This window comes from Herbidospora yilanensis (assembly GCF_001570565.1).
Classification (GTDB): domain Bacteria; phylum Actinomycetota; class Actinomycetes; order Streptosporangiales; family Streptosporangiaceae; genus Herbidospora; species Herbidospora yilanensis.
This window is the reverse complement of the sequence record NZ_BBXE01000045.1, coordinates 60,588-78,875: the sequence shown is the minus strand read 5'-3', so window position 1 is coordinate 78,875 and position 18,288 is coordinate 60,588. Positions and strand designations below refer to the sequence as shown.

Genomic DNA, 18,288 nt, shown 5'->3' with positions numbered 1-18,288 from the left:
GCTCTTGAGCAACGCCGCGGCGGGTTCGCTGTAGCCGACGCTGATGAGGCGGTCGCCGTCGAAGGTGAAGGAGGTCAGGCTGGCCAGGCTGGCCTGGCGGCGGCGGGGGTCGTGCCAGAGGCGTTTGCTCTCGGCGGCCAGGCGGATGATCCAGATCGGCAGCTGGTGGGAGACCAGCAGGGCCTCGTGGCCCCGGGACTCGGCGCGGGCGTCGTCGATCACCGACTTCATGCGGGCCACGACGTCGCGGTAGGCCTCGCCCCACGAGGGGCGGCGGGGGTCGCGGAAGTGCCAGAAGTTGCGGGGATCGCGGAAGAAGGCGCGGTTGTCGTTGGCCACCTGCTTGCCCTCGAAGACGTTCATGGCCTCGGTCAGCCGCTCGTCGAGGAGCACGGAGAGCTTGAGCACCTCGGCGGCGGGGGCGGCGGTCTCCTGGGCGCGCTCCATCGGCGAGCTCCACAGGGTCACGATGTCGCGGTTGGCGATCGACTTGGCCACCATGTCGGCCATCGCCCGGCCGTTGTCCGACAGGTGGAAGCCGGGCAGTCTGCCGTAGAGGACCCCGGTCGGGTTGTAGACCTCACCATGGCGCAACAGGTGAACGACGGTCGTCTCAGTCATGGTGGCGCCAGCCTACTCGCGGGAAACGACGAGACGGCGTCAGGCCAGCCGAAGAGTCGGATCGGAATGCCTCAGACGAGCTCGAGTGTGGTCTCCAAGTGGCCGCAGACCGTGCGCAGCGCGTCGACGGCGGCCCGGATGGCCGGCCGCCGGGCCGCGTCGGTACGCCACAGGGCGTAGATGCGGCGGGTCGGCCGGGGCAGGATCGGGATCGCCCGGACCCCTTCCGGCAGGACGCCGCGCCCGAGCCGCGGGATCAGCGCGTGGCCGTGGCCGCCCGCGACCAGCGCGAGCTGGGTCGGATATTCGTCGGCCATGCACACGATGTCGGGCTCCTTGCCCGCCGACCGCACCAGGAACAGCAGGAAGTCGTGGCAGACCGTGCCCGGCACCGAGGTGATCCACCGGTCGTCGGGCAGCTCCGAGAGCGAGATCTCGCGCCGGTCGGCCAGCGGGTGGTCGGCCGGCACGGCGATGTCGGCGACGTCGTCGAGCAGGGTGGCCCGCGACAGGCCCTCGGGGATGGCCATCGGGCGGTTCAGCCAGTCCTGCACCACCGCCAGGTCGATCTCGCCGCGGGTGACCTCGCGGATCTGCCGCTCGGGCTCGCGCTCCCAGAACAACATGCCCAGGTCGGGATGCTGCTCGTTGAGCAGCTTGAGCGCGGCGGGGAAGATGCCGCGCGCGGCCGTCGGGAAGGCCGCGATCGACAACCGCCCGACCACCGCGCCACGCAGCGCCTCGAAGTCGGCCTCGGCCGTCTCGACCAGGGCGAGGATCTTCTCGGCGTGCTCGGCGAGCAGGCCGGCGGCGTCGGTGAGCTTCACGCCGCGGCCGTTGCGCTCGACGAGCACCGCGCCGGTCTCCTTCTCCAGCTTCGCGAGCTGCTGCGAGATCGCCGAGGGCGTGACCATCAGCGCCTCGGCCGCCGCGCCGACCGAGCCGTAGGTGGCGACCGCGTGCAGGGCCTTCAACCGATGCAAGTCCAACATGTAGCCAGTCTAAAGGGTCCACCTAAGAAAATCTCGCTTGTCCTCAACTATTAAGCGTTGCATGATGAAGACATGCGAATCATCAACAACCTCTTCACGAAGCAGTCCACCGCCGCCCGCGTCTCCTACCTGGAGACGCTGGCCGCCAACGCTCGCCAGTCGCGCGCCAAGAGCCGCGCCCGGGGCGCCTAACCAGCAGCCTGGGCCGCGGCCTTGGCCGCGACCGGAAGAGCGTCGACCACCTTCGACAGTGCTCCGTCGTCATGGGAGGACGACAGGAACCAGGCTTCGAAGGCCGACGGGGGAAGATAGACGCCCTGGTCGAGCATCGCGTGGAAGAACGCGGTGAACACGGCCGTGTTCTGGGTCTTCGCCGACGCGAAGTCGGTCACCGGGCCCTCGGTGAAGAAGACCGAGAACAGGTTCCCGGCCCGCTGCAGCCGATGGGCGACACCCTCGGCCGCGAGCGCGCCGGAGGCGGCGTCGCCGACGGCCAGAGCGGCGGCGTCGACCCGCGCGTAGACGTCGGCGTCACAGTTCCGCAGCGTCGCCAGACCGGCCGCGCACGCCAGCGGGTTACCCGACAGGGTGCCCGCCTGGTAGACCGGCCCTTCGGGGGCCAGCCGGGCCATCACGTCGGCCCGTCCGCCGAACGCGGCGGCGGGCAACCCGCCGCCCATGACCTTGCCGAAGGTCATCAGGTCGGCGTCCACCGGGTCGAGGCCGTACCACCCCTCGGCCGAGACCCGGAAACCGGTCAGCACCTCGTCGACGACGAGCAGCGCTCCGTTGGCCGCGCAGAGTTCCTTGAGCCGCCGGTTGAACCCCTCGACGGGCGGCACTACGCCCATGTTCGCCGGGCACGCCTCGGTGATCACCGCGGCGATCTCGTGGAGCGTGAACGCCTCTTCGACCGCCGCCAGGTCGTTGTAGGGCAGCACCAGCGTGTCGGCCGCCGCCGCGCCCGTCACGCCCGGGGTGTCGGGCAGGCCGAACGTCACCACGCCCGACCCGGCCGAGGCCAGCAGGGCGTCGACGTGGCCGTGGTAGCAGCCGGCGAACTTGACGATCTTCGAGCGGCCGGTGAAGCCGCGTGCCAGCCGTACCGCGCTCATGGTGGCCTCGGTGCCCGAGCTGACCAGGCGCACCTTCTCGACCGGCGCCACCCGGGAGACGATCTCCTCGGCCAGCAGCACCTCGCCCTCGGTCGCCGTGCCGAAGGAGAACCCGCCCGACATCGCCGCGGTGACCGCCTCGACCACCGCGGGGTGGCGGTGGCCCAGGATCATCGGCCCCCACGAGCAGACCAGGTCGACGTAGGTGTTCCCGTCGGCGTCGGTGATGTAGGGCCCCTGCCCGGACGCCATGAAGCGGGGCGTGCCCCCCACCGAGTTGAACGCCCGGACCGGCGAGTTGACCCCACCCGGCACGATCTCCTTGGCCCGCGCGAACAGGGCCGCTGATTCATCGGTACGACTCACGGCCACCGAGCCTAGTCGGCGAGCACGTCCAGCACGCGCAGCGGATCGGGCAGCGGGCGCCCGTCCGGCGGCCGGAGCCACCGAACCGTCCCCCCGCCGACCAGCGACGACGGCGGTGCCAGGACGTAGGAGTCACGGCAGTGCCAGCGCAGCCCCGGATTGGATTCGATCGTCTCCGGAGCGTGGTCGATCGACGACGTCCACCACTCGTCCTCGTCGTCGGGGTTGCCACGCGTGGCCACGAAAAAAAGAACCCGGTCGCCGCTTGCGGCAACCGGGCCTGGAGACTCCAGCGAGGTCAGGGCGGACATTCCGAGGTCCGCCGGGACGTCGAACACGTCGAACACCCGTCCGGTGGGCAGGATGACGTTCGCCTCCGGCTCCTGCTCCCACCACCGGGTGAGCTGCGCCGTGTCGGTCGTGGCCTGCATACGCCAGGCCGGCGACAGCGGATGGGCGCCCGGATCCGGACAGCCCACACGGTCACACGAGCACGCCCGCTGCCCCTCGCGCAGCGGATGAGCTCCCAGACAACTCGCCCAGCCCAGCCGGGCATAGTCGACCACCGCTTCGAGCCGGTGCGGTATTCGGTGCGCGCGGCGTTTCGAACGGCGAGCGAGCGGGACCCCGACCATCAGATGCTGTTCCTCCCCCACAGAGAAAAAACGGGCTGTTGCCCCCGATAATGCCCGGACCGACCGGATCTTCGCAGGGCGACCCCGGGAAAACCCCCGCCTAGCCGAGCCGCCGTGCCACTTCCGTGGCCCAGTAGGTGAGGATGAGGTCGGCTCCGGCGCGGCGGATCGCGATCAGCGACTCCATGATCACGCGGTCGCGGTCGATCCAGCCGTTGGCGGCGGCGGCCTCGACCATGGCGTATTCACCCGATACCTGATAGGCGGCCACCGGGACGTCGACCAGGTCTCTGACCTGGCGCAGGATGTCGAGGTAGGCCAGCGCGGGCTTGACCATGACGGCGTCGGCGCCCTCGGCGAGGTCGAGCCGCACCTCGCGCAGCGCCTCGCCGACCGGGCCCGCCGGGTCTTGCTGGTAGGCGCTGCGGTCGCCGAACTGGGGGGCGCATTCGGCGGCGTCGCGGAAGGGGCCGTAGAACGCCGAGGCGTACTTGACCGAGTAGCCCAGGATCGGGATCTCGGCGTGGCCGTCGGCGTCGAGGGCGGCCCTGATCGCGCCGACCTGGCCGTCCATCATGCCGCTGGGCGCGATCACCTGGGAGCCGGCGCGGGCCTGGGCGACCGCGGCGGCGGCGTAGCGCTCCAGGGTCAGGTCGTTGTCGACCTCGCCGGTCTCGGTCAGGATGCCGCAGTGGCCGTGGTCGGTGTATTCGTCGAGGCAGGTGTCGGACATCACCACCAGCGCGTCGCCGACCTCGCTCCGCAGATCGTTCAGGGCGAGCTGGACGATCCCCTCGGGGTCGTCGGCGCCGGAGCCCCGGCCGTCCTTGACGGCCGGGATGCCGAACAGGATGACACCGCCCACGCCGGCCTCGGCGGCGTCGTGGGCGGCCTTGCGGAGGCTCTCGCGGGTGTGCTGGACGACCCCGGGCATCGACCCCACCGGAGCCGGCTCGGCGATGCCCTCCTTGACGAACATCGGCAGGATCAGCTCGGCCGGGTGAAGCCGGGTCCCGGCCACCATCCGGCGCAGCGGAGCGTTGCGGCGCAGCCGTCGCGGGCGGGCGACCGGGAACTCGGCACTCATGCGAAAACCACCTTCTGAGGTCACTTGGGACGTCGCCGGGCACCCCTTCGGGTCTGTGAGGGGCGGCGCGGGATCTCGCCGGCGGAGACGGCCGCCTGGCGCTGCTTGGCACCATACTCCGCCAGTGCGGCGGCCAGCGCCGAGGCGGAGGGTTTGTCGGCCATCACGTCGACGCGCAGGTTGAACTCCTCGGCCGTCTTGGCGGTCTGCGGCCCGATGACCGCGATCACCGTGACGTTGTGCGGCTTGCCGGCGATGCCGACGAGGTTGCGCACCGTCGAGGACGAGGTGAACAGGACGGCGTCGAAGCCGCCGCTCTTGATGGCGTTGCGGATCTCCTCGGGCGGCGGCGCGGCCCGCACGGTCCGGTAGGCCGTCACGTCGTCGCACTCCCAGCCGAGCTCGGTCAGGCCCGCCACCAGGGTGTCGGTGGCGATGTCGGCCCTCGGGAGCAGCACCCGGTTGATCGGGTCGAGCATCGAGTCGTAGGGCGGCCACTCCTCCAGCAGGCCCTCGGACGACTGCTCGCCCGTCGGCAGCAGGTCGGGCTTGACCCCGAACTCGACCAGGGCCCTCGCGGTCGCCTCGCCGACGGCGGCCACCTTCAGCCCGGCGAAGGCACGGGCGTCGAGGCCGTATTCGTCGAACTTCTCGCGTACGGCCTTGACCGCGTTGGCGCTGGTGAAGGCCACCCACTCGTAGCGGCCGGTGACCAGGCCCTTGATGGCGCGGTCCATCTGCTGAGGTGTGCGCGGCGGCTCGACGGAGATCGTCGGCACCTCTTCCGGCACCGCGCCGTAGCTCCGCAACTGCTCGGACAGGCCCGCGGCCTGTTCTTTGGTACGCGGCACGAGGACACGCCAGCCGAACAGCGGCTTGGTCTCGAACCACGAGTGCTTCTCACGCTGGCCCACGGCGTCGCCGACCACGACGAGCGCCGGTTCGGTCATGCCGGCGTGCTTCAGGTCGGGGCCGAGACGGCCCAGCGAGGAGACCACGGTGTACTGCTCGGTGGTGGTGCCGTCGCTGGTCACCGCGACCGGGGTGTAGTCGGGCAGGCCCGCGGCGATCAGCGCCTTGCCGATCGCGGGCGCCTCGGCGACCCCGTTGTAGATCACCAGCGTGCCCTCGACCGAGGCGTGCTTGGACCAGTCGTCGACCTGGCTCGCGTCGACGATCCGGAACTCGGGCCCCGACGATGCCGGCGGGATGCCGGCGTAGGTCAGCACCGCCGTGGCCGGCGGCACGCCGGGCACGATCTCGAAGTCGACCTCGTCCTGCGAACACGCCGCGACCTCCTCGGACACCGAGGAGAAGAACGACGGGTCACCCGGGCACACCCGCACGACCAGCTTCCCGGCCTTGGCCGCGCCGACCGCGCCGGCCAGCGCGTCGGGGTCGGCCACGACGTCACGCACGTCGACCCCGGCCCGGCAGTGCCGCAGCAGCGGGCCGTACGACTCGCGGTCGACGACCACGACGTCGGCCTTGGACAGCAGATCGGCGCCCCGGAGCGTCAGCAGGTTCTCGTCACCGGGACCAGCTCCTACGAAGGCGACGAAGCCCCCGATGCCATGCTCATGATGCTCTGATGTGGTCAATGGGCCTGCTCTCCCATCAATTGCCCGGCCCCCTCCGCGATCATGGTGGCCGCGAGCTCGCGCCCGAGTTCCATGGCCGAGGAGACGGGTCCGGTGGTGGACTTCCGCACCGCCGCGGCGCCGTCGATGGACACCACGGTGGCGGTCAGGGTGAGCGTGTGGCCGTCATCGACGGCATAGGCGCCGACGGGGGCCGAACAGCCCGCCTCCAGCGCCGCGAGTACGGCACGCTCGGCGATGACGGCGTCGCGGGTGCGCGCGTCGTCGAGCGTGCTCAGCAGCTTGATCAGCTCGGGCCGGTCGGCCCGGCACTCCACCGCGAGCGCGCCCTGGCCGGGGGCGGGCAGCATCTCGTCGGTGTCGAAGAAGTTGGCGATCTCGTCGTCGCGCCGGAGCCGCGCCAGACCGGCGGCGGCCAGCACGACCCCGTCGAGCTCGCCGGAGGTCACCTTGCCGATCCGGGTGTCGGCGTTGCCGCGGATCGGGACGTAGTCGAGGTCGGGGCGCAGCAGCCGGAGCTGGGCGATGCGGCGGGGCGAACCGGTGCCGACGCGGGAGCCGGGCGCCAGATCGGCGAGCTTGCGGGAGCCGACGAGCGCGTCGCGGGGGTCGTCGCGCAGCGGGATCGCGGCCAGGACGAGCCGGGGGTCGGGGGTGGTCGGCAGGTCCTTGAGCGAGTGGACCGCGAAGTCGATCTCGTCGGCGGCCAGCTTCTCGCGCAGCTCGCTGACGAACACGCCGGTGCCGCCGAGCTGGGAGAGCTGCGCCTTGGTGACGTCGCCGAAGGTGGTGATCCCGACGAGGTCGACGCCGCGGCCGGTGAGCTCGGTCAGCCGGTCCGCCACCTGCTGCGACTGCGTCGTCGCCATCAGGCTCTTGCGGGTGCCCAGCCTCAGGTTCACTGCTCGATCTCCATCCGGGAAACGGCGTCGGGCGCCTTCGGGTCCAGGTTGAACAGCTCGCGCAGCGCCTCCGCATAATGATCGCCTGCCGGAGACGCAGCGAGCTGCTTGACACGCACAGTCGGCTCGTGGAGCAGTTTGTCTACCACCCGCCGGACCGCCTGCGCCACTTCGTCGCGCTGACGTTCGTCGAGGTCGGGCATGCGGGAGTGGAGCCGGCCGAGTTCGGCCTCGACCACCTGGGCCGCGCGACTGCGCAGCGCCACCACAGTAGGCGTCACCTTGGCCGCGCGTGCGGAGTTGAGGTAAGCGGTGACCTCGTCGGCCACGATCCGGCGTACGGCCGCGATGTCGGCGGCCCGGCCGCCGTCGGACCCGGCGCCCGACTGCTGCATGTCTTCGAGGTCGACCAGGGTGACGTGGGGCAACCCCCGGACGGCGGTGTCGATGTCGTGGGGCAGCGCGAGGTCGAGCAGGAACAGGGGGACCTGCCGGGCGGGGATCATGTCGGGGGTGATCACGCGGGTGCCCGCGCCGACGCAGGTGACGACCAGGTCGGCGGTGGCCAGCTCGGCGGTGATCTCCGACAGGGGGACGGCCCGGCCGCCGACGGTCTCGGCCAGCCGCTCGGCGCGTTCGAAGGTCCGGTTGGCGATGACGATCTCGGTCACCCCGGCCCGCGCGAGGGTCGCGGCGGTCAGCGCGCTCATCGAGCCCGCGCCGACGACCAGCGCCCGGCGGCCCTCGATGGGCCCGATCACGGTCTCGGCCAGGGTGATGCCGACACCGATGAGGGAGGCGCCCGCGCGGTCGATGCCAGTCTCGTTGTGGGACCGCTTGCCGACTCGCAGGGCCTGCTGGACCAGCTCGTTGAGGATCGAGCCGACCGCGTCCTCCTGCTGGGCCAGCCGCAGCGCGGCCCTGATCTGCCCGAGGATCTGCCCCTCGCCGACCACCATCGAGTCGAGCCCGGAGGCCACCGACATCAGGTGGTGCACGGCCTGGTCTTCGTAGTGGACGTAGAGATGAGGAGCCAGGTCGGCCCCCGCGTGGCGGTCGAGCAGGGTGGTGATCGCCGACACCCCGCCGTGGAACCGGTCGACCTCGGCGTAGACCTCGACCCGGTTGCACGTGGAGACCACCATCGCCTCCGCGACGTGGGCGTCCTGCCGCACGTCGTGGAGGAGCTTCACCAGGGCCTCGCCGGAGATCGTCACCTGTTCGAGCACCGAGACCGGTGCGCTCCGGTGGCTCAGCCCCACGATCAGCAGACTCATGAGACCTCCCCCGCCCATTCTTCGCCCATTACGGGCCCCCCATTCACCTTGCGCTGCTCGTGGAACGCGAGGATCTGCAGTTCGATGGACAGATCGACCTTGCGGACGTCGACGCCCGCAGGAACCGTGAGCACGACGGGGGCGAAGTTCAAGATACTCGTCACTCCGGACGCGATGACCCGGTCGCAGACCGCCTGGGCGGCGGTCGCCGGAGTCGCGATGACCACGATCGACACCCCCCGTTTGGCGATCACCGATTCCAGTTCGTCGCTGTGTTCCACGACGAGCCCGGCGATGTGGTCGCCCACGACCTCCGGGTCGGCGTCGAGCAGCCCGGCCACCCGGAACCCCCGGGAGACGAACCCGCCGTAGTTGGCGAGGGCCCGGCCGAGGTTTCCGACTCCGACGATCGCGACCGCCCAGTCCTGGGTCAGGCCGAGTTCGCGGGAGATCTGGTAGATGAGGTACTGAACGTCATAGCCGACGCCCCGTGTTCCATAAGATCCCAAATGCGATAGATCTTTGCGGAGTTTGGCGGAATTGACCCCCGCCGCGACCGCGAGATCCTCGGAACTGACCGTGGCCACGGCCCGCTCGGCCAAACCGTTCAACGCACGCAGGTAGAGCGGCAGCCGGGCGACGGTCGCGTCGGGGATGCCACGTTCACGCGGTTGTTGCGGGGTTCGGCGGATCACAGGCCGGCACTCCTGAGGGGGAATCGGTTTCGGGGCCGCTTTCCAGGTTAGTGCCTTTGTGAAGTGATGCACAAAGTCGAGCGACCCCCTTGTCGTGCTCACTTCCAGGGTGTCAGGACCGGCCGCCGGTCCCGAATCCGCCCCATACGGTAGGCATATGGCTCACCGCATCACCCTGCTCGGCAAGCCCGGCTGCCACCTGTGCGACGACGCCCGCGCCGTCATCGAGCGCGTCGCGGCCGAACTCGGCGTCGAATGGGACGAGCGCGACATCACACAGAACCCCGCCGACCTGGCGAAATACTGGGAGATGATTCCCGTCACACTGGTCGACGGCGTGCAGCACGACTACTGGCGGGTCGACGAGAACCGGCTGCGGCAGGCGCTCAGATCTTGAACGTCGTGGGCAGCGGCACGACCTTGGCGGCGTTGACCGTGAGTTCGATCACATTCGTGGCCAGCACCAGCGGCTGACGCTCGGTGGCGAACCGCTCCATGTGGGCCTGCCGCTGGTGGTCGTGGAAGGCGGTCTGGTCGCGGTAGAGCTCGTAGACCAGCCGCTGGAGCGGCGCCGACTTCACGCCGTGGCAGACGAACAGGAGCGTGTCGGGCTCGTTGCGGAGCACCTGCTCGACGGTCTCTTCCGCCAGCCTGTCGAAGGCCTCGCCGGCGCCGTCCATCAGGGTGAAGACGGTCAGCATGCCGTAGATGGTGGGCGAGGGCCGGACCGAGCCGGTCGCCGTCGCGGGGGCCGGGACCTGCGCCGCGGCCATCGACTGGGCGGCCTGCACCTGGCCCGGGTAGAGCACCCCGGTGTTCGGCATCTGGAACTCGGTGGAGGCCGTCGGGGGCGGCACCGGCATGCCATATTCGTGGGCCTGGGGGTTGTAGGCGTCGGCGGCCATGAGGGTGCCGGTCGCCGGGCCGCCGAAGTCGGGGGGCAGCGGCGGCTGGGGCGGCGGCTGCTGCGGCGGCGGGGGCTGCATGCGGGAGGCGTAGTCGAACCCGCCGCCCTGCTGTTCGCCGGCGCGGTATTCGGCGACCAGGTCGCCGAGGCCCGAGCGGGGGGCGGGCGGAACCACGGGCTGCGGGCCGGTGGTGGGCATCGGCGGCCCGCCCATGGGAGCGCTCATCGGCCCGCTCATGGACCCCGTCATGGGACTGGCCATCGGCTGCTGCGGCGCCTGCAGGCCGGCCACGCGGCGGCCGAGGCTCTGCTCCTGCCAGACCGGCTGCTGGGGCTGCACCGGCATCGGGCCGCTCGGCGGGCCCTGGTGCTGGGGCTGCGGCGCCGGTTCCTCCTCGTCGTCGTAGGGGGCGAGGGGGCGGTTGACGGCGTACCAGATGCCGCCGGGGATGGCGGCCAGGAGCGCCACGACGAATATGCCCTGCACCAGGAAGAGCTGGGAGCCGATCGCGGCCATGCCGATGGGGGCCAGCACGACGGTGGCGTTCATGTTGTCGGCGTCGTAGTCGTCGCCCGAACGCATCCGGATCAGCGCGACGACCAGCGCGACGAACAGGATCAGCAGAGCGAGCACGTGGACGCCGCGCAGCAGCCACTCGGGCGGGATGTCCCACTTGTCGGTGGCGATCGGCAGCGTCTTGTTGAAGCCGTTCTGCACGGGGTCGAGGGCCATGATGACCACGCCGACGAAGCTCAGGCCGCCGGCCAGGAGCCAGCCGCCGAGCCGGGCGGACCGTGACTCCGCGAGCAACTGGATCAGTCCACCGGCCAGCCACAACGGCGCCAGCAGCGCGCCGCCGATCTGGAACACGCGGAAGGTCAGCGGGCCGAACCCGAGGAGGCCGCCGATGGCGATCGCGCCGAGCCCGAGGCACACCGCGACCGTGGTGATCGCCCACGCCACGAGCCAGCCGGAGGACTCCTCACGGATCCGCCCGACCAGGACGCCTGTGGTGACCGCGGCGAGGATCGCCCCCGCGAACGCGATGACTGCGACAACGAGTTCCATGACGGACCAACTCTATGGCCTGTCCCTGTCCACACGCCCAGCCAGCGAGACTCGTCGGAAGCATCCGTTACGGAAGGGATTACAGAGAGAGCCCTCATTGTGTAATTTATGGGAGATTTCTAGAGTGGCGAGCACGCCGACTTCCCCTATCCCATGGGATATCCGGATGCTGAACAGTTGGTCGTTAGCCGGGCTGGCCCCTTCGGTCGGCTCTGGAGCGTTGCAGTCCGCGCCCGAGGCGGTCTCGCCCGAGTTCGACGAGATGCGCACGCTGGTGCTGCGCGCCAAGACGGGCGACACCGAGGCCTTCGGGCAGCTCTACGACCGGTACGTCGACCTCGTCTACCGGTACGTCTTCTTCCGCGTGGGCTCCCACCCCCTCGCCGAAGACCTGACGAGCGACACGTTCCTGCGCGCGCTGCGCAACATCTCCGACTTCACCTGGCAGGGCCGCGACTTCGGCGCCTGGCTCGTGACGATCGCCCGCAACCTGATCACCGACCACTACAAGTCGGGCCGCAGCCGCCTTGAGGTCTCCACCGCCGAGGTCCTCGACACCCCGCTCGACGGCCCCCACATCCCCGAGAACGCCGCGATCACCAACATGGTGAACGAGCACGTCATGCGCGCCGTCCAGCAGCTCGGCCCCGAGCAGCAGGAGTGCGTGATCATGCGGTTCCTGTACGGCATGTCGCTCGCCGAGACCGCCGCCGCGATGGGCAAGAAGAGCGGTGCGATCAAGGCCCTCCAGTTCCGCGCCATCAAGGCGCTGGCCAGGTCGCTGCCGAAAGATCTCAGTTGAGACACACCCCGTAACCCCTCCGACGCGTTGTCGTTGGTCTATTCGCAGGGGTGGGTGGATCTTCGAGCGGGAGCTCTGGCGATGGGGTGGTGGCGTCTTCCGCGTGCGCGGCGTGCCGCGCGTATCGCCGCCCGGCTGGAGGAACTCGGCCGCCGTGAGGCCGCCGGGCCCCGGGCGGAGTTCCGCGAAGGGCTGCGGGCCGAGTTACTGCGTACACACCAGGAAGAACGTGCCGCGCCGCCGCGCCCCGGGCCGGCCCACGCGCGGCCGCGCATCCGGCGTGTTCCCCTATTGGTGCGGCTGCGCCCGTGGCTGGCGCTCGGCGCGATGGTCACGGCGACCATGTCGGTCGCCGCGGTGACCTACTCGGCCGGGCCGGGCGAGGTGCTCTACCCGCTGAAGCGGGCGGCCGAGTCGACGCTGCTGACCCTCACCCGCAGCGAGGCCGAGCGCGCCGACCGGCAGATGACGGTGGCCCGCTCGCGCGCCGCCGAGGCGGCCGAACTGCTGAAGGCCGCCACGCCCGACCGCGAGGAACTGATCGGGCAGACGCTCGAAGACATGGACAGCACCACGCGGCTCGCGCTGGAGAAGGTGAAACAGCCGACCAAGCCGCCCGCGAAGGTCCGCCGGTTCGCCCGGGAGCAGAAGAAGGTCGTCGAGAAGATGGTGCCGAAACTCGACGCCGAGAACCGCGAGATCGCGACCGAATATCTCAGCCTCATCGACGGCTACGCCGGGCCCGCGGGCAACTAGCGCTGTTCACGCGCGGGCAACCGGTCGAAGGGACCCCAGCGGTTAAGCTCGGAGGTTATGAAGCGGCTACTGAGACGGCGCGAAGCGGCGGAACTCGCGGGTGAGGTGGCGGCCGCGGCCGCGTTGCCGGCCCCGAGCGCCGAGCCCGATCCGACCGCCGCCGCATTCTTCGACGTCGACAACACCATGGTCCGCGGCGCGTCGATCTACCACTTCGCCCGGGGCCTGGCGGCCCGGGGCCTGTTCACCACCGGCGACCTGGTCAAGTTCGCCGTCGGGCAGGCGATGTTCCGGGTCCGCGGCAACGAGAACCCCGACCACGTCGCCAAGGCCAAGGAGATGGCGCTGGCGTTCGTCGCCGGGCTGAAGGTCGACGAGGTCGTGCTGCTGGGCGAGGAGATCTACGACGAGGTGATGGCCGACCGCATCTGGTCGGGCACCCGCGCGCTGGCCCAGGCCCACCTCGACGCCGGCCAGCGGGTGTGGCTGGTCACCGCGACGCCGGTGGAGCTCGCCCACGTCATCGCCCGTCGGCTCGGCCTGACCGGCGCGCTCGGCACCGTCTCGGAGACCAAGGACGGCGCCTACACCGGCCATCTGGTGGGCGATTTACTGCACGGCCCGGCCAAGGCCGAGGCCGTCAGGGCGCTGGCCCGGCGTGAGGGGCTCGACCTGACCCGCTGCTCGGCCTACAGCGACTCGGCCAACGACCTGCCCATGTTGTCGCTGGTCGGCCACCCCTACGCGATCAACCCCGACACGGAGCTGCGCGAACACGCCCGCGAGCGGGGCTGGCAGGTGCGCGACTTCCGCACCACCCGCAAGGCGACGATGATCGGGTTGCCCATCGCGGCGACGGCGGGCGCGATCGCGGGCGGCGTGGCGGCGGGGCTGGCCCTGCGACGCCACTACAGGAAGCACTAGAGGAAGAAGGCCGGTCCGCGGCGCAGCCGCAGCGCGTTGAGCGAGCGCTGGATCGTCTCGCGGACCTGGTCGGTCAGCTCGAAGACCACCATCGGGTCGTCGGCCTCGGCGGGGTCGACCTCGTCAGACCTGATCGGCTCGCCGAACTCGATCAGCCATTTCGACGGCAGCGGCACCAGCCCGAGCGGGCCGAACCACGGGAACAGCGGCGTGATAGGCAGGTAGGGCAGGCCGAGCAGGCGGGCCGGCAGGCGCAGTTCGCCGATCTTCGGGTAGATCTCCTCGGCCCCGACGATCGAGCACGGCACGATCGGCACCCCGGCTCTGATCGCGGAGGCGACGAACCCGCCCCGGCCGAACCGCTGGAGCTTGTAGCGCTGGGACCAGGGCTTGCCGATGCCCTTGAAACCTTCGGGGAAGACCCCGACGAGTTCGCCCTTGCGCAGCAGCCGGTCGGCGTCTTCCTTGCAGGCCAGGGTGTGGCCGGTCTTGCGGGACAGGTGGCCGAGCAGCGGCAGCCGGTGGACGAGGTCGGCCCCCAGCAGCCGGACCGCCCGCCCGGCCTCGTCGTGGAGGGCGACCTGGAGCATCAGGGCGTCGACCGGGAGGGTGCCCGAGTGGTTGGCGACGACGAGCGCGCCGTCGGGCGGCAGGTTGTGCAGGCCGATGGTCTCGACGCGGAACCAGTGGCGGTAGAGCGGGCGGAGCAGTTCGAGGATGACCTTGTCGTTGAGCTCGGCGTCGTAGCCGAACTCGTCGACCTCGTAGCGGCCCGAGATGCGGCGTGCGGCGAAGGTGAGGAGTTCTTCGGCGTTCACCGCGTGCTCCGGGTCTGCAGGAAGTCGTCGAACGCCGACGCGGTGGTGAATTTGGGCACCCAGCCGAACTCGTCGGCCAGCTTGCCCGAGTCGACCACCCGGCCGTGGCTCATCAGGGCCAGTTGGTCGGGCGTGAAATCCATGCGCCCGAGCGCGCGGGCGCCCTCGCCCAGGAACCGGAACGCCGGGGCCGGCACCGGGATCCAGAACCGCCGGGCCCGGCGCAGGCACTGCGAGAGCAGCAGCACGCCGTCACCGGCGACGTTGAAGACACCGGGATGATCGTCGAGCGCGGCCCGCCGGAGCACCTCGACCCCGTCGTCCTCGTGGACGAACTGGAGCCGCGGATCGAAGCCGAGCACGGTCGGCAGGATCGGCGCCCGGAAGTAGCGGGTCAGCGGGGAGTCGACCTTGGGCCCGATGAAGTTCGCGAACCGCAGGGTCGTCGTCACCACGTCGGGCCGCCGCCGCGCGTAGCCGCGGACGTAGCCCTCGACCTCGAACGCGTCCTTGCCGTAGCCGGTGTGGGGAACCTCCACCGGCTCGCTGTCCTCGGTGAAGACGGCGGGATCGGTGGGCGAGGAGCCGTAGACGGCCGTGGTGGAGCGGACGACGACCCGGCGCACCGTCTCGGAGCGCTGGCAGGCCGCGAGCAACTGCATCGTGCCGATGACGTTGTGCTCTTTCATCGCCGGACGACTTCCGGCCGGCCCGCTCATCAGGCTCATGTGGACGACCGTGTCGATGTCGGCCGCCGCGATGACCTGGGCGATGTCGGCGCTGCGCAGGTCGACGCGGACGAACTCGACGCGGCCCAGGGGATTGAGTTGGGCGCCGCCATCACGCGTAAGCGACGTCGGCGGCACCGTGTCGACTCCGATGACCCGGCTGATGGCCGGGTCGGCTGCGAGGACGCTCGCCAGCCGAGCGCCGATGTGCCGGGATATCCCGGTGACCAGGACTGTCCGGGTCACGGGACTCATAGACTCTTCCTCGCAGGGACCGCGCTGGGCTACTTCTTGTTACGCCGCTGGATGCGGGTCTTCTTGAGCAGCTTGCGGTGCTTCTTCTTGGCCATGCGCTTGCGGCGCTTCTTGATCACAGAGCCCACGGGACCCCCAGGTGAAGATAGACGTCGTACCGGTGCGCGAGCGCACACCGGCACAACAGCCTACCGGCGATCCATGGTTGATCGTTCCCCTGGGGGAACCCGTGTTGCCCTTGGTATCGCTAGTCGCTACAGGTCACTTCATCCAGCCTCGATGAAAGCGTCCCTCAGATAGTCGTGCACCGCCTGTTCGGGCACTCTGAAGGACCGGCCTACCCTGATGGCCGGCAACTCGCCCGAGTGCACGAGCCGGTACACCGTCATCTTGGACACCCGCATGACGGTGGCCACTTCTGCCACCGTCAGGAACTTCACCTCGCTGAGAGGTCTTTCGCCTGCACCCATCGGACGCCTCTTCCGCACGTGTTTCCGGGTTATCCCCACTGGTGCCATTGCTCACGCACGTGTACTGCTGTCAGCGTAAGTCGGGACTTCACGGAGGCAAACCCCCCATTTCATCAGCCATCGGGGGATCTTGCCCGAGAAACACCGAAAAACGCTGGCCAGCAGCCGGACCGTGCCCCTCGCCTTGATCTTGGAACGGACCAACTTCTCTCACATTAGAGTCGCCCAGGATCACCAAAAAGTTGGCAACCGGTCGACACACCAGTGCAAAAGCGGGCGTGAAACCCCAGAAAAGGGACGCCCCTAAAGGCCGGCCGCCGCACGTCGGAGCAGGTAGTCGGTCAACGGTCCGTAATAGCGGGGCAGCACGTTGTCATCCAGGGGCACGGTCACCGCGATCTTCCCCTCGGCTTCTCCCACGAAAAGGGCCGGATCGTTGCAGTCGGCGAACCCGACCGTCTCGACGCCGGCCTCCCCCGCCGCGCCCGCCCAGCCGTGGTCGGCGATGACGAAATCCGGTCTCTGCTCGGCCAGCATCTGCCGCATCGGAGCGGAGTCGTGCGTGTGCACAAGGGCACCGCCGTCGTCGAGGAGGGCGACGTCGTCGATGTAGCGGATCGAGCGCCGGCGGCCGAACGAACCGGGAAGGTACGTCCACCCTTCCGCCGGGGTAAGCAGAGTCGCCCCCTGAGTCACGACGAAACGAGCGATGGCCATGTGAACGACCATCAGCCCGGTCGGATGCCCGGTGGCGATGATCATCTTGGGGTCGGGCCGCCGTAGCGCCGCCGCGATCCGGTCGCCCATCGCGTCGAGCGCCGCGACGGTCCGCTCGGGGTCGATCGTGTCCTGGCCCGACCGGTGGCCGGGATCGGCCACCACGCCCGCCGACTTGGCCATCAGATCGAGGACGTCGCGGTAGGTCCAGGCGCCCTCGAAGGTCAGCCCGAACATGTAGTGGGGGTCGCGCACCGCGAGCGACCGGTAGTGGTCGAGGTTGTTCTCACGGCTCGTCGCGACGTCACCGGCGATGCGGGTGCGGACGAGGTGGTCGATGAGCTCTGCTCGCGTCATGGCAGGGGATCCAGACCGTGGTAGGGGAAGACCGCGTTCCGGGTGGCCATAATCGCGCGGTCGATCGGATCGGCCGGGTCGTAACCCTCGGAGATGGGCCGATATTCGGGGGTGCGGCCGTCGGTCATCGTGAGCGGCGGCAACTCGCCGGTCCGCGCGCGGACGAACTCGCGCCACGCCTCGGGGGTGGCGGTGTCGGGCTCGACGGGAGCGCCCGCCGCCTCGGCGATCAAGTGGGTCCAGGCCCTCGGCACCACCTGGACCAGCTCGTATCCCCCGCCGCCGGTGGCGAGCCACCGCCCACCGGCCGTCTCGTGGGCCAGCTTGTGCAGTTCCCGGTACGCCGTCCGCTGGCCGTCGAGCGACAACATCAGGTGGGCCAGCGGGTCGAGGGCGTGGGAGTCGCAGCCGTGCTGGGTGACCAGGAAGCCGGGGGCGAACTCGCGCAGCAGCGGCGGCACCACCGCGTGGAAAGCGCGCAGCCAGCCCGCGTCGCCGCAGCCGGCCGGGAGCGGCACGTTCACGGCCGTCCCCTCGGCCCCGGTCTCCTCGGCGAAGCCGGTGCCCGGGAAGAGCGTGCGCGGCGACTCGTGGAGGCTGATCGTCAGCACCCGTGGGTCGTCGAAGAACATGGCCTGCACGCCGTCGCCGTGGTGGACGTCGACGTCGACGTAGGCGACCTTCTCGACCCCCTGGCCGAGCAGCCAGGCGATGGCGACCGCCGGGTCGTTGTAGACGCAGAAACCGCTGGCCGTGGCGGGCATGGCGTGGTGGAGGCCCCCGGCGACGTTCAGCGCGTGCGTCGCGCCGCCCTGGTGGACCTGCTTCACGGCCTCCAGCGTCGCCCCGGCGATCAGGGCCGAGGCCTCGTGGACGCCGGCGAAGGCCGGGTTGTCGCTGGTGCCCAGCCCTGCCCGCAGGTCGGGCCGCCCCGCCTCGGAGACCCGCTTGACCGCCTCGATGTAGTCGCGCTTGTGCACACTCGCGAGATCGTCGTCGGTGGCCGGGGCACAGGGCACGATCTCGACCGTGTCGAGCACGCCGAGCTCCCGCGCCAGCGCCATGGTCAACTCGACCCGCACCGGCGCGAGCGGGTGATGGGGACCGAAGTCGTACGACGTCAGGGCGTCGTCCCAGACGACCCGCACGGGTCCGCAGGCGCCACGCGCGAAGTCGCTCATAGCCAGCAAATTA

Annotated in this window: 20 protein-coding genes; 4 read left to right on the top strand and 16 right to left on the bottom strand. The window is 70.3% G+C overall.

Annotated features, from left to right (window positions below):
• From AW273_RS32970 to AW273_RS32930, 9 genes are all read right to left on the bottom strand, one after another.
• Positions 1-621, bottom strand: a 621-nt coding sequence (locus tag AW273_RS32970) for a histidine phosphatase family protein (protein WP_062357050.1), incomplete at its 3' end; no start/stop codon positions are given.
• Positions 622-692: 71 nt separating this feature from the next.
• Entirely contained in the window at positions 693-1,613 is a 921-nt protein-coding gene (locus AW273_RS32965) for a LysR family transcriptional regulator (protein ID WP_062357007.1), read from the bottom strand.
• 188 nt (positions 1,614-1,801) lie between these two features.
• Positions 1,802-3,094 carry a glutamate-1-semialdehyde 2,1-aminomutase gene (gene hemL, locus AW273_RS32960; RefSeq protein ID WP_062357047.1) on the bottom strand — a complete coding sequence of 431 codons (1,293 nt, stop codon included), beginning with the start codon at positions 3,092-3,094 and terminating at the stop codon, positions 1,802-1,804.
• Between the two features lie 11 nt (positions 3,095-3,105).
• Positions 3,106-3,729 (bottom strand): bifunctional DNA primase/polymerase, encoded by a 624-nt coding sequence (locus AW273_RS32955; protein ID WP_062357004.1) that lies wholly within the window; start codon positions 3,727-3,729, stop codon positions 3,106-3,108.
• Between the two features lie 100 nt (positions 3,730-3,829).
• Positions 3,830-4,816 (bottom strand): porphobilinogen synthase, encoded by a 987-nt coding sequence (hemB, locus tag AW273_RS32950; RefSeq protein WP_062357002.1) that lies wholly within the window; start codon positions 4,814-4,816, stop codon positions 3,830-3,832.
• A 20-nt stretch (positions 4,817-4,836) separates the two neighbouring features.
• Positions 4,837-6,417, bottom strand: coding sequence for a bifunctional uroporphyrinogen-III C-methyltransferase/uroporphyrinogen-III synthase (locus AW273_RS32945; RefSeq protein ID WP_062356999.1), 1,581 nt, complete (start codon positions 6,415-6,417; stop codon positions 4,837-4,839).
• Positions 6,414-7,319 (bottom strand): hydroxymethylbilane synthase, encoded by a 906-nt coding sequence (gene hemC, locus AW273_RS32940; RefSeq protein ID WP_269750276.1) that lies wholly within the window; start codon positions 7,317-7,319, stop codon positions 6,414-6,416. Before hemC ends, AW273_RS32945 begins: the two co-directional genes overlap by 4 nt.
• The gene (locus AW273_RS32935) at positions 7,316-8,596 is read right to left on the bottom strand and encodes a glutamyl-tRNA reductase (protein ID WP_062356997.1); all 1,281 of its coding nucleotides are present in this window, start codon (positions 8,594-8,596) and stop codon (positions 7,316-7,318) included. Before AW273_RS32935 ends, hemC begins: the two co-directional genes overlap by 4 nt.
• On the bottom strand, positions 8,593-9,291 hold the full coding sequence (locus AW273_RS32930; RefSeq protein ID WP_030456151.1) for a redox-sensing transcriptional repressor Rex: 699 nt from the start codon (positions 9,289-9,291) through the stop codon (positions 8,593-8,595). Before AW273_RS32930 ends, AW273_RS32935 begins: the two co-directional genes overlap by 4 nt.
• Positions 9,292-9,448: 157 nt before the next feature.
• On the opposite strand from AW273_RS32930, the gene AW273_RS32925 reads away from it, so the two are divergent.
• Positions 9,449-9,688: a glutaredoxin family protein gene (locus AW273_RS32925; protein ID WP_062356994.1), complete on the top strand. Its 240-nt coding sequence runs from the start codon at positions 9,449-9,451 to the stop codon at positions 9,686-9,688.
• Here AW273_RS32925 and AW273_RS32920 read toward each other — a convergent pair.
• Positions 9,678-11,267: an antibiotic biosynthesis monooxygenase gene (locus AW273_RS32920; RefSeq protein WP_062356991.1), complete on the bottom strand. Its 1,590-nt coding sequence runs from the start codon at positions 11,265-11,267 to the stop codon at positions 9,678-9,680. The genes AW273_RS32925 and AW273_RS32920 overlap by 11 nt on opposite strands.
• Before the next feature lie 166 nt (positions 11,268-11,433).
• Between AW273_RS32920 and AW273_RS32915 the strand changes: the two genes are divergently transcribed.
• The 3 genes from AW273_RS32915 to AW273_RS32905 all read left to right on the top strand — a co-directional run bounded on the left by AW273_RS32915 (position 11,434) and on the right by AW273_RS32905 (position 13,749).
• Entirely contained in the window at positions 11,434-12,069 is a 636-nt protein-coding gene (locus AW273_RS32915; protein ID WP_062356988.1) for a sigma-70 family RNA polymerase sigma factor, read from the top strand.
• 81 nt (positions 12,070-12,150) lie between these two features.
• Positions 12,151-12,825 carry a DUF5667 domain-containing protein gene (locus AW273_RS32910; RefSeq protein WP_157556408.1) on the top strand — a complete coding sequence of 225 codons (675 nt, stop codon included), beginning with the start codon at positions 12,151-12,153 and terminating at the stop codon, positions 12,823-12,825.
• A gap of 57 nt (positions 12,826-12,882) precedes the next feature.
• Positions 12,883-13,749, top strand: a complete 867-nt coding sequence (locus AW273_RS32905) for an HAD family hydrolase (protein WP_062356980.1) — start codon at positions 12,883-12,885, stop codon at positions 13,747-13,749.
• On the opposite strand, the gene AW273_RS32900 is transcribed toward AW273_RS32905, so the two are convergent.
• The 6 genes from AW273_RS32900 to AW273_RS32880 form a co-directional block, all read right to left on the bottom strand.
• The gene (locus tag AW273_RS32900) at positions 13,746-14,567 is read right to left on the bottom strand and encodes a lysophospholipid acyltransferase family protein (protein ID WP_232327717.1); all 822 of its coding nucleotides are present in this window, start codon (positions 14,565-14,567) and stop codon (positions 13,746-13,748) included. The genes AW273_RS32905 and AW273_RS32900 overlap by 4 nt on opposite strands.
• Positions 14,564-15,550, bottom strand: coding sequence for an NAD-dependent epimerase/dehydratase family protein (locus AW273_RS32895; protein WP_439648648.1), 987 nt, complete (start codon positions 15,548-15,550; stop codon positions 14,564-14,566). The genes AW273_RS32900 and AW273_RS32895 overlap by 4 nt, the downstream gene beginning before the upstream one ends.
• A gap of 29 nt (positions 15,551-15,579) precedes the next feature.
• Positions 15,580-15,678 carry a 30S ribosomal protein bS22 gene (locus AW273_RS36760; protein ID WP_018654693.1) on the bottom strand — a complete coding sequence of 33 codons (99 nt, stop codon included), beginning with the start codon at positions 15,676-15,678 and terminating at the stop codon, positions 15,580-15,582.
• Positions 15,679-15,816: 138 nt separating this feature from the next.
• On the bottom strand, positions 15,817-16,020 hold the full coding sequence (locus tag AW273_RS32890) for a helix-turn-helix domain-containing protein (protein WP_030456159.1): 204 nt from the start codon (positions 16,018-16,020) through the stop codon (positions 15,817-15,819).
• 303 nt (positions 16,021-16,323) lie between these two features.
• Positions 16,324-17,094: a phosphatase gene (locus tag AW273_RS32885; protein ID WP_062356974.1), complete on the bottom strand. Its 771-nt coding sequence runs from the start codon at positions 17,092-17,094 to the stop codon at positions 16,324-16,326.
• Positions 17,091-18,275, bottom strand: a complete 1,185-nt coding sequence (locus AW273_RS32880) for an acetoin utilization protein AcuC (protein ID WP_062356971.1) — start codon at positions 18,273-18,275, stop codon at positions 17,091-17,093. Before AW273_RS32880 ends, AW273_RS32885 begins: the two co-directional genes overlap by 4 nt.
• Positions 18,276-18,288: the final 13 nt, after the last annotated feature.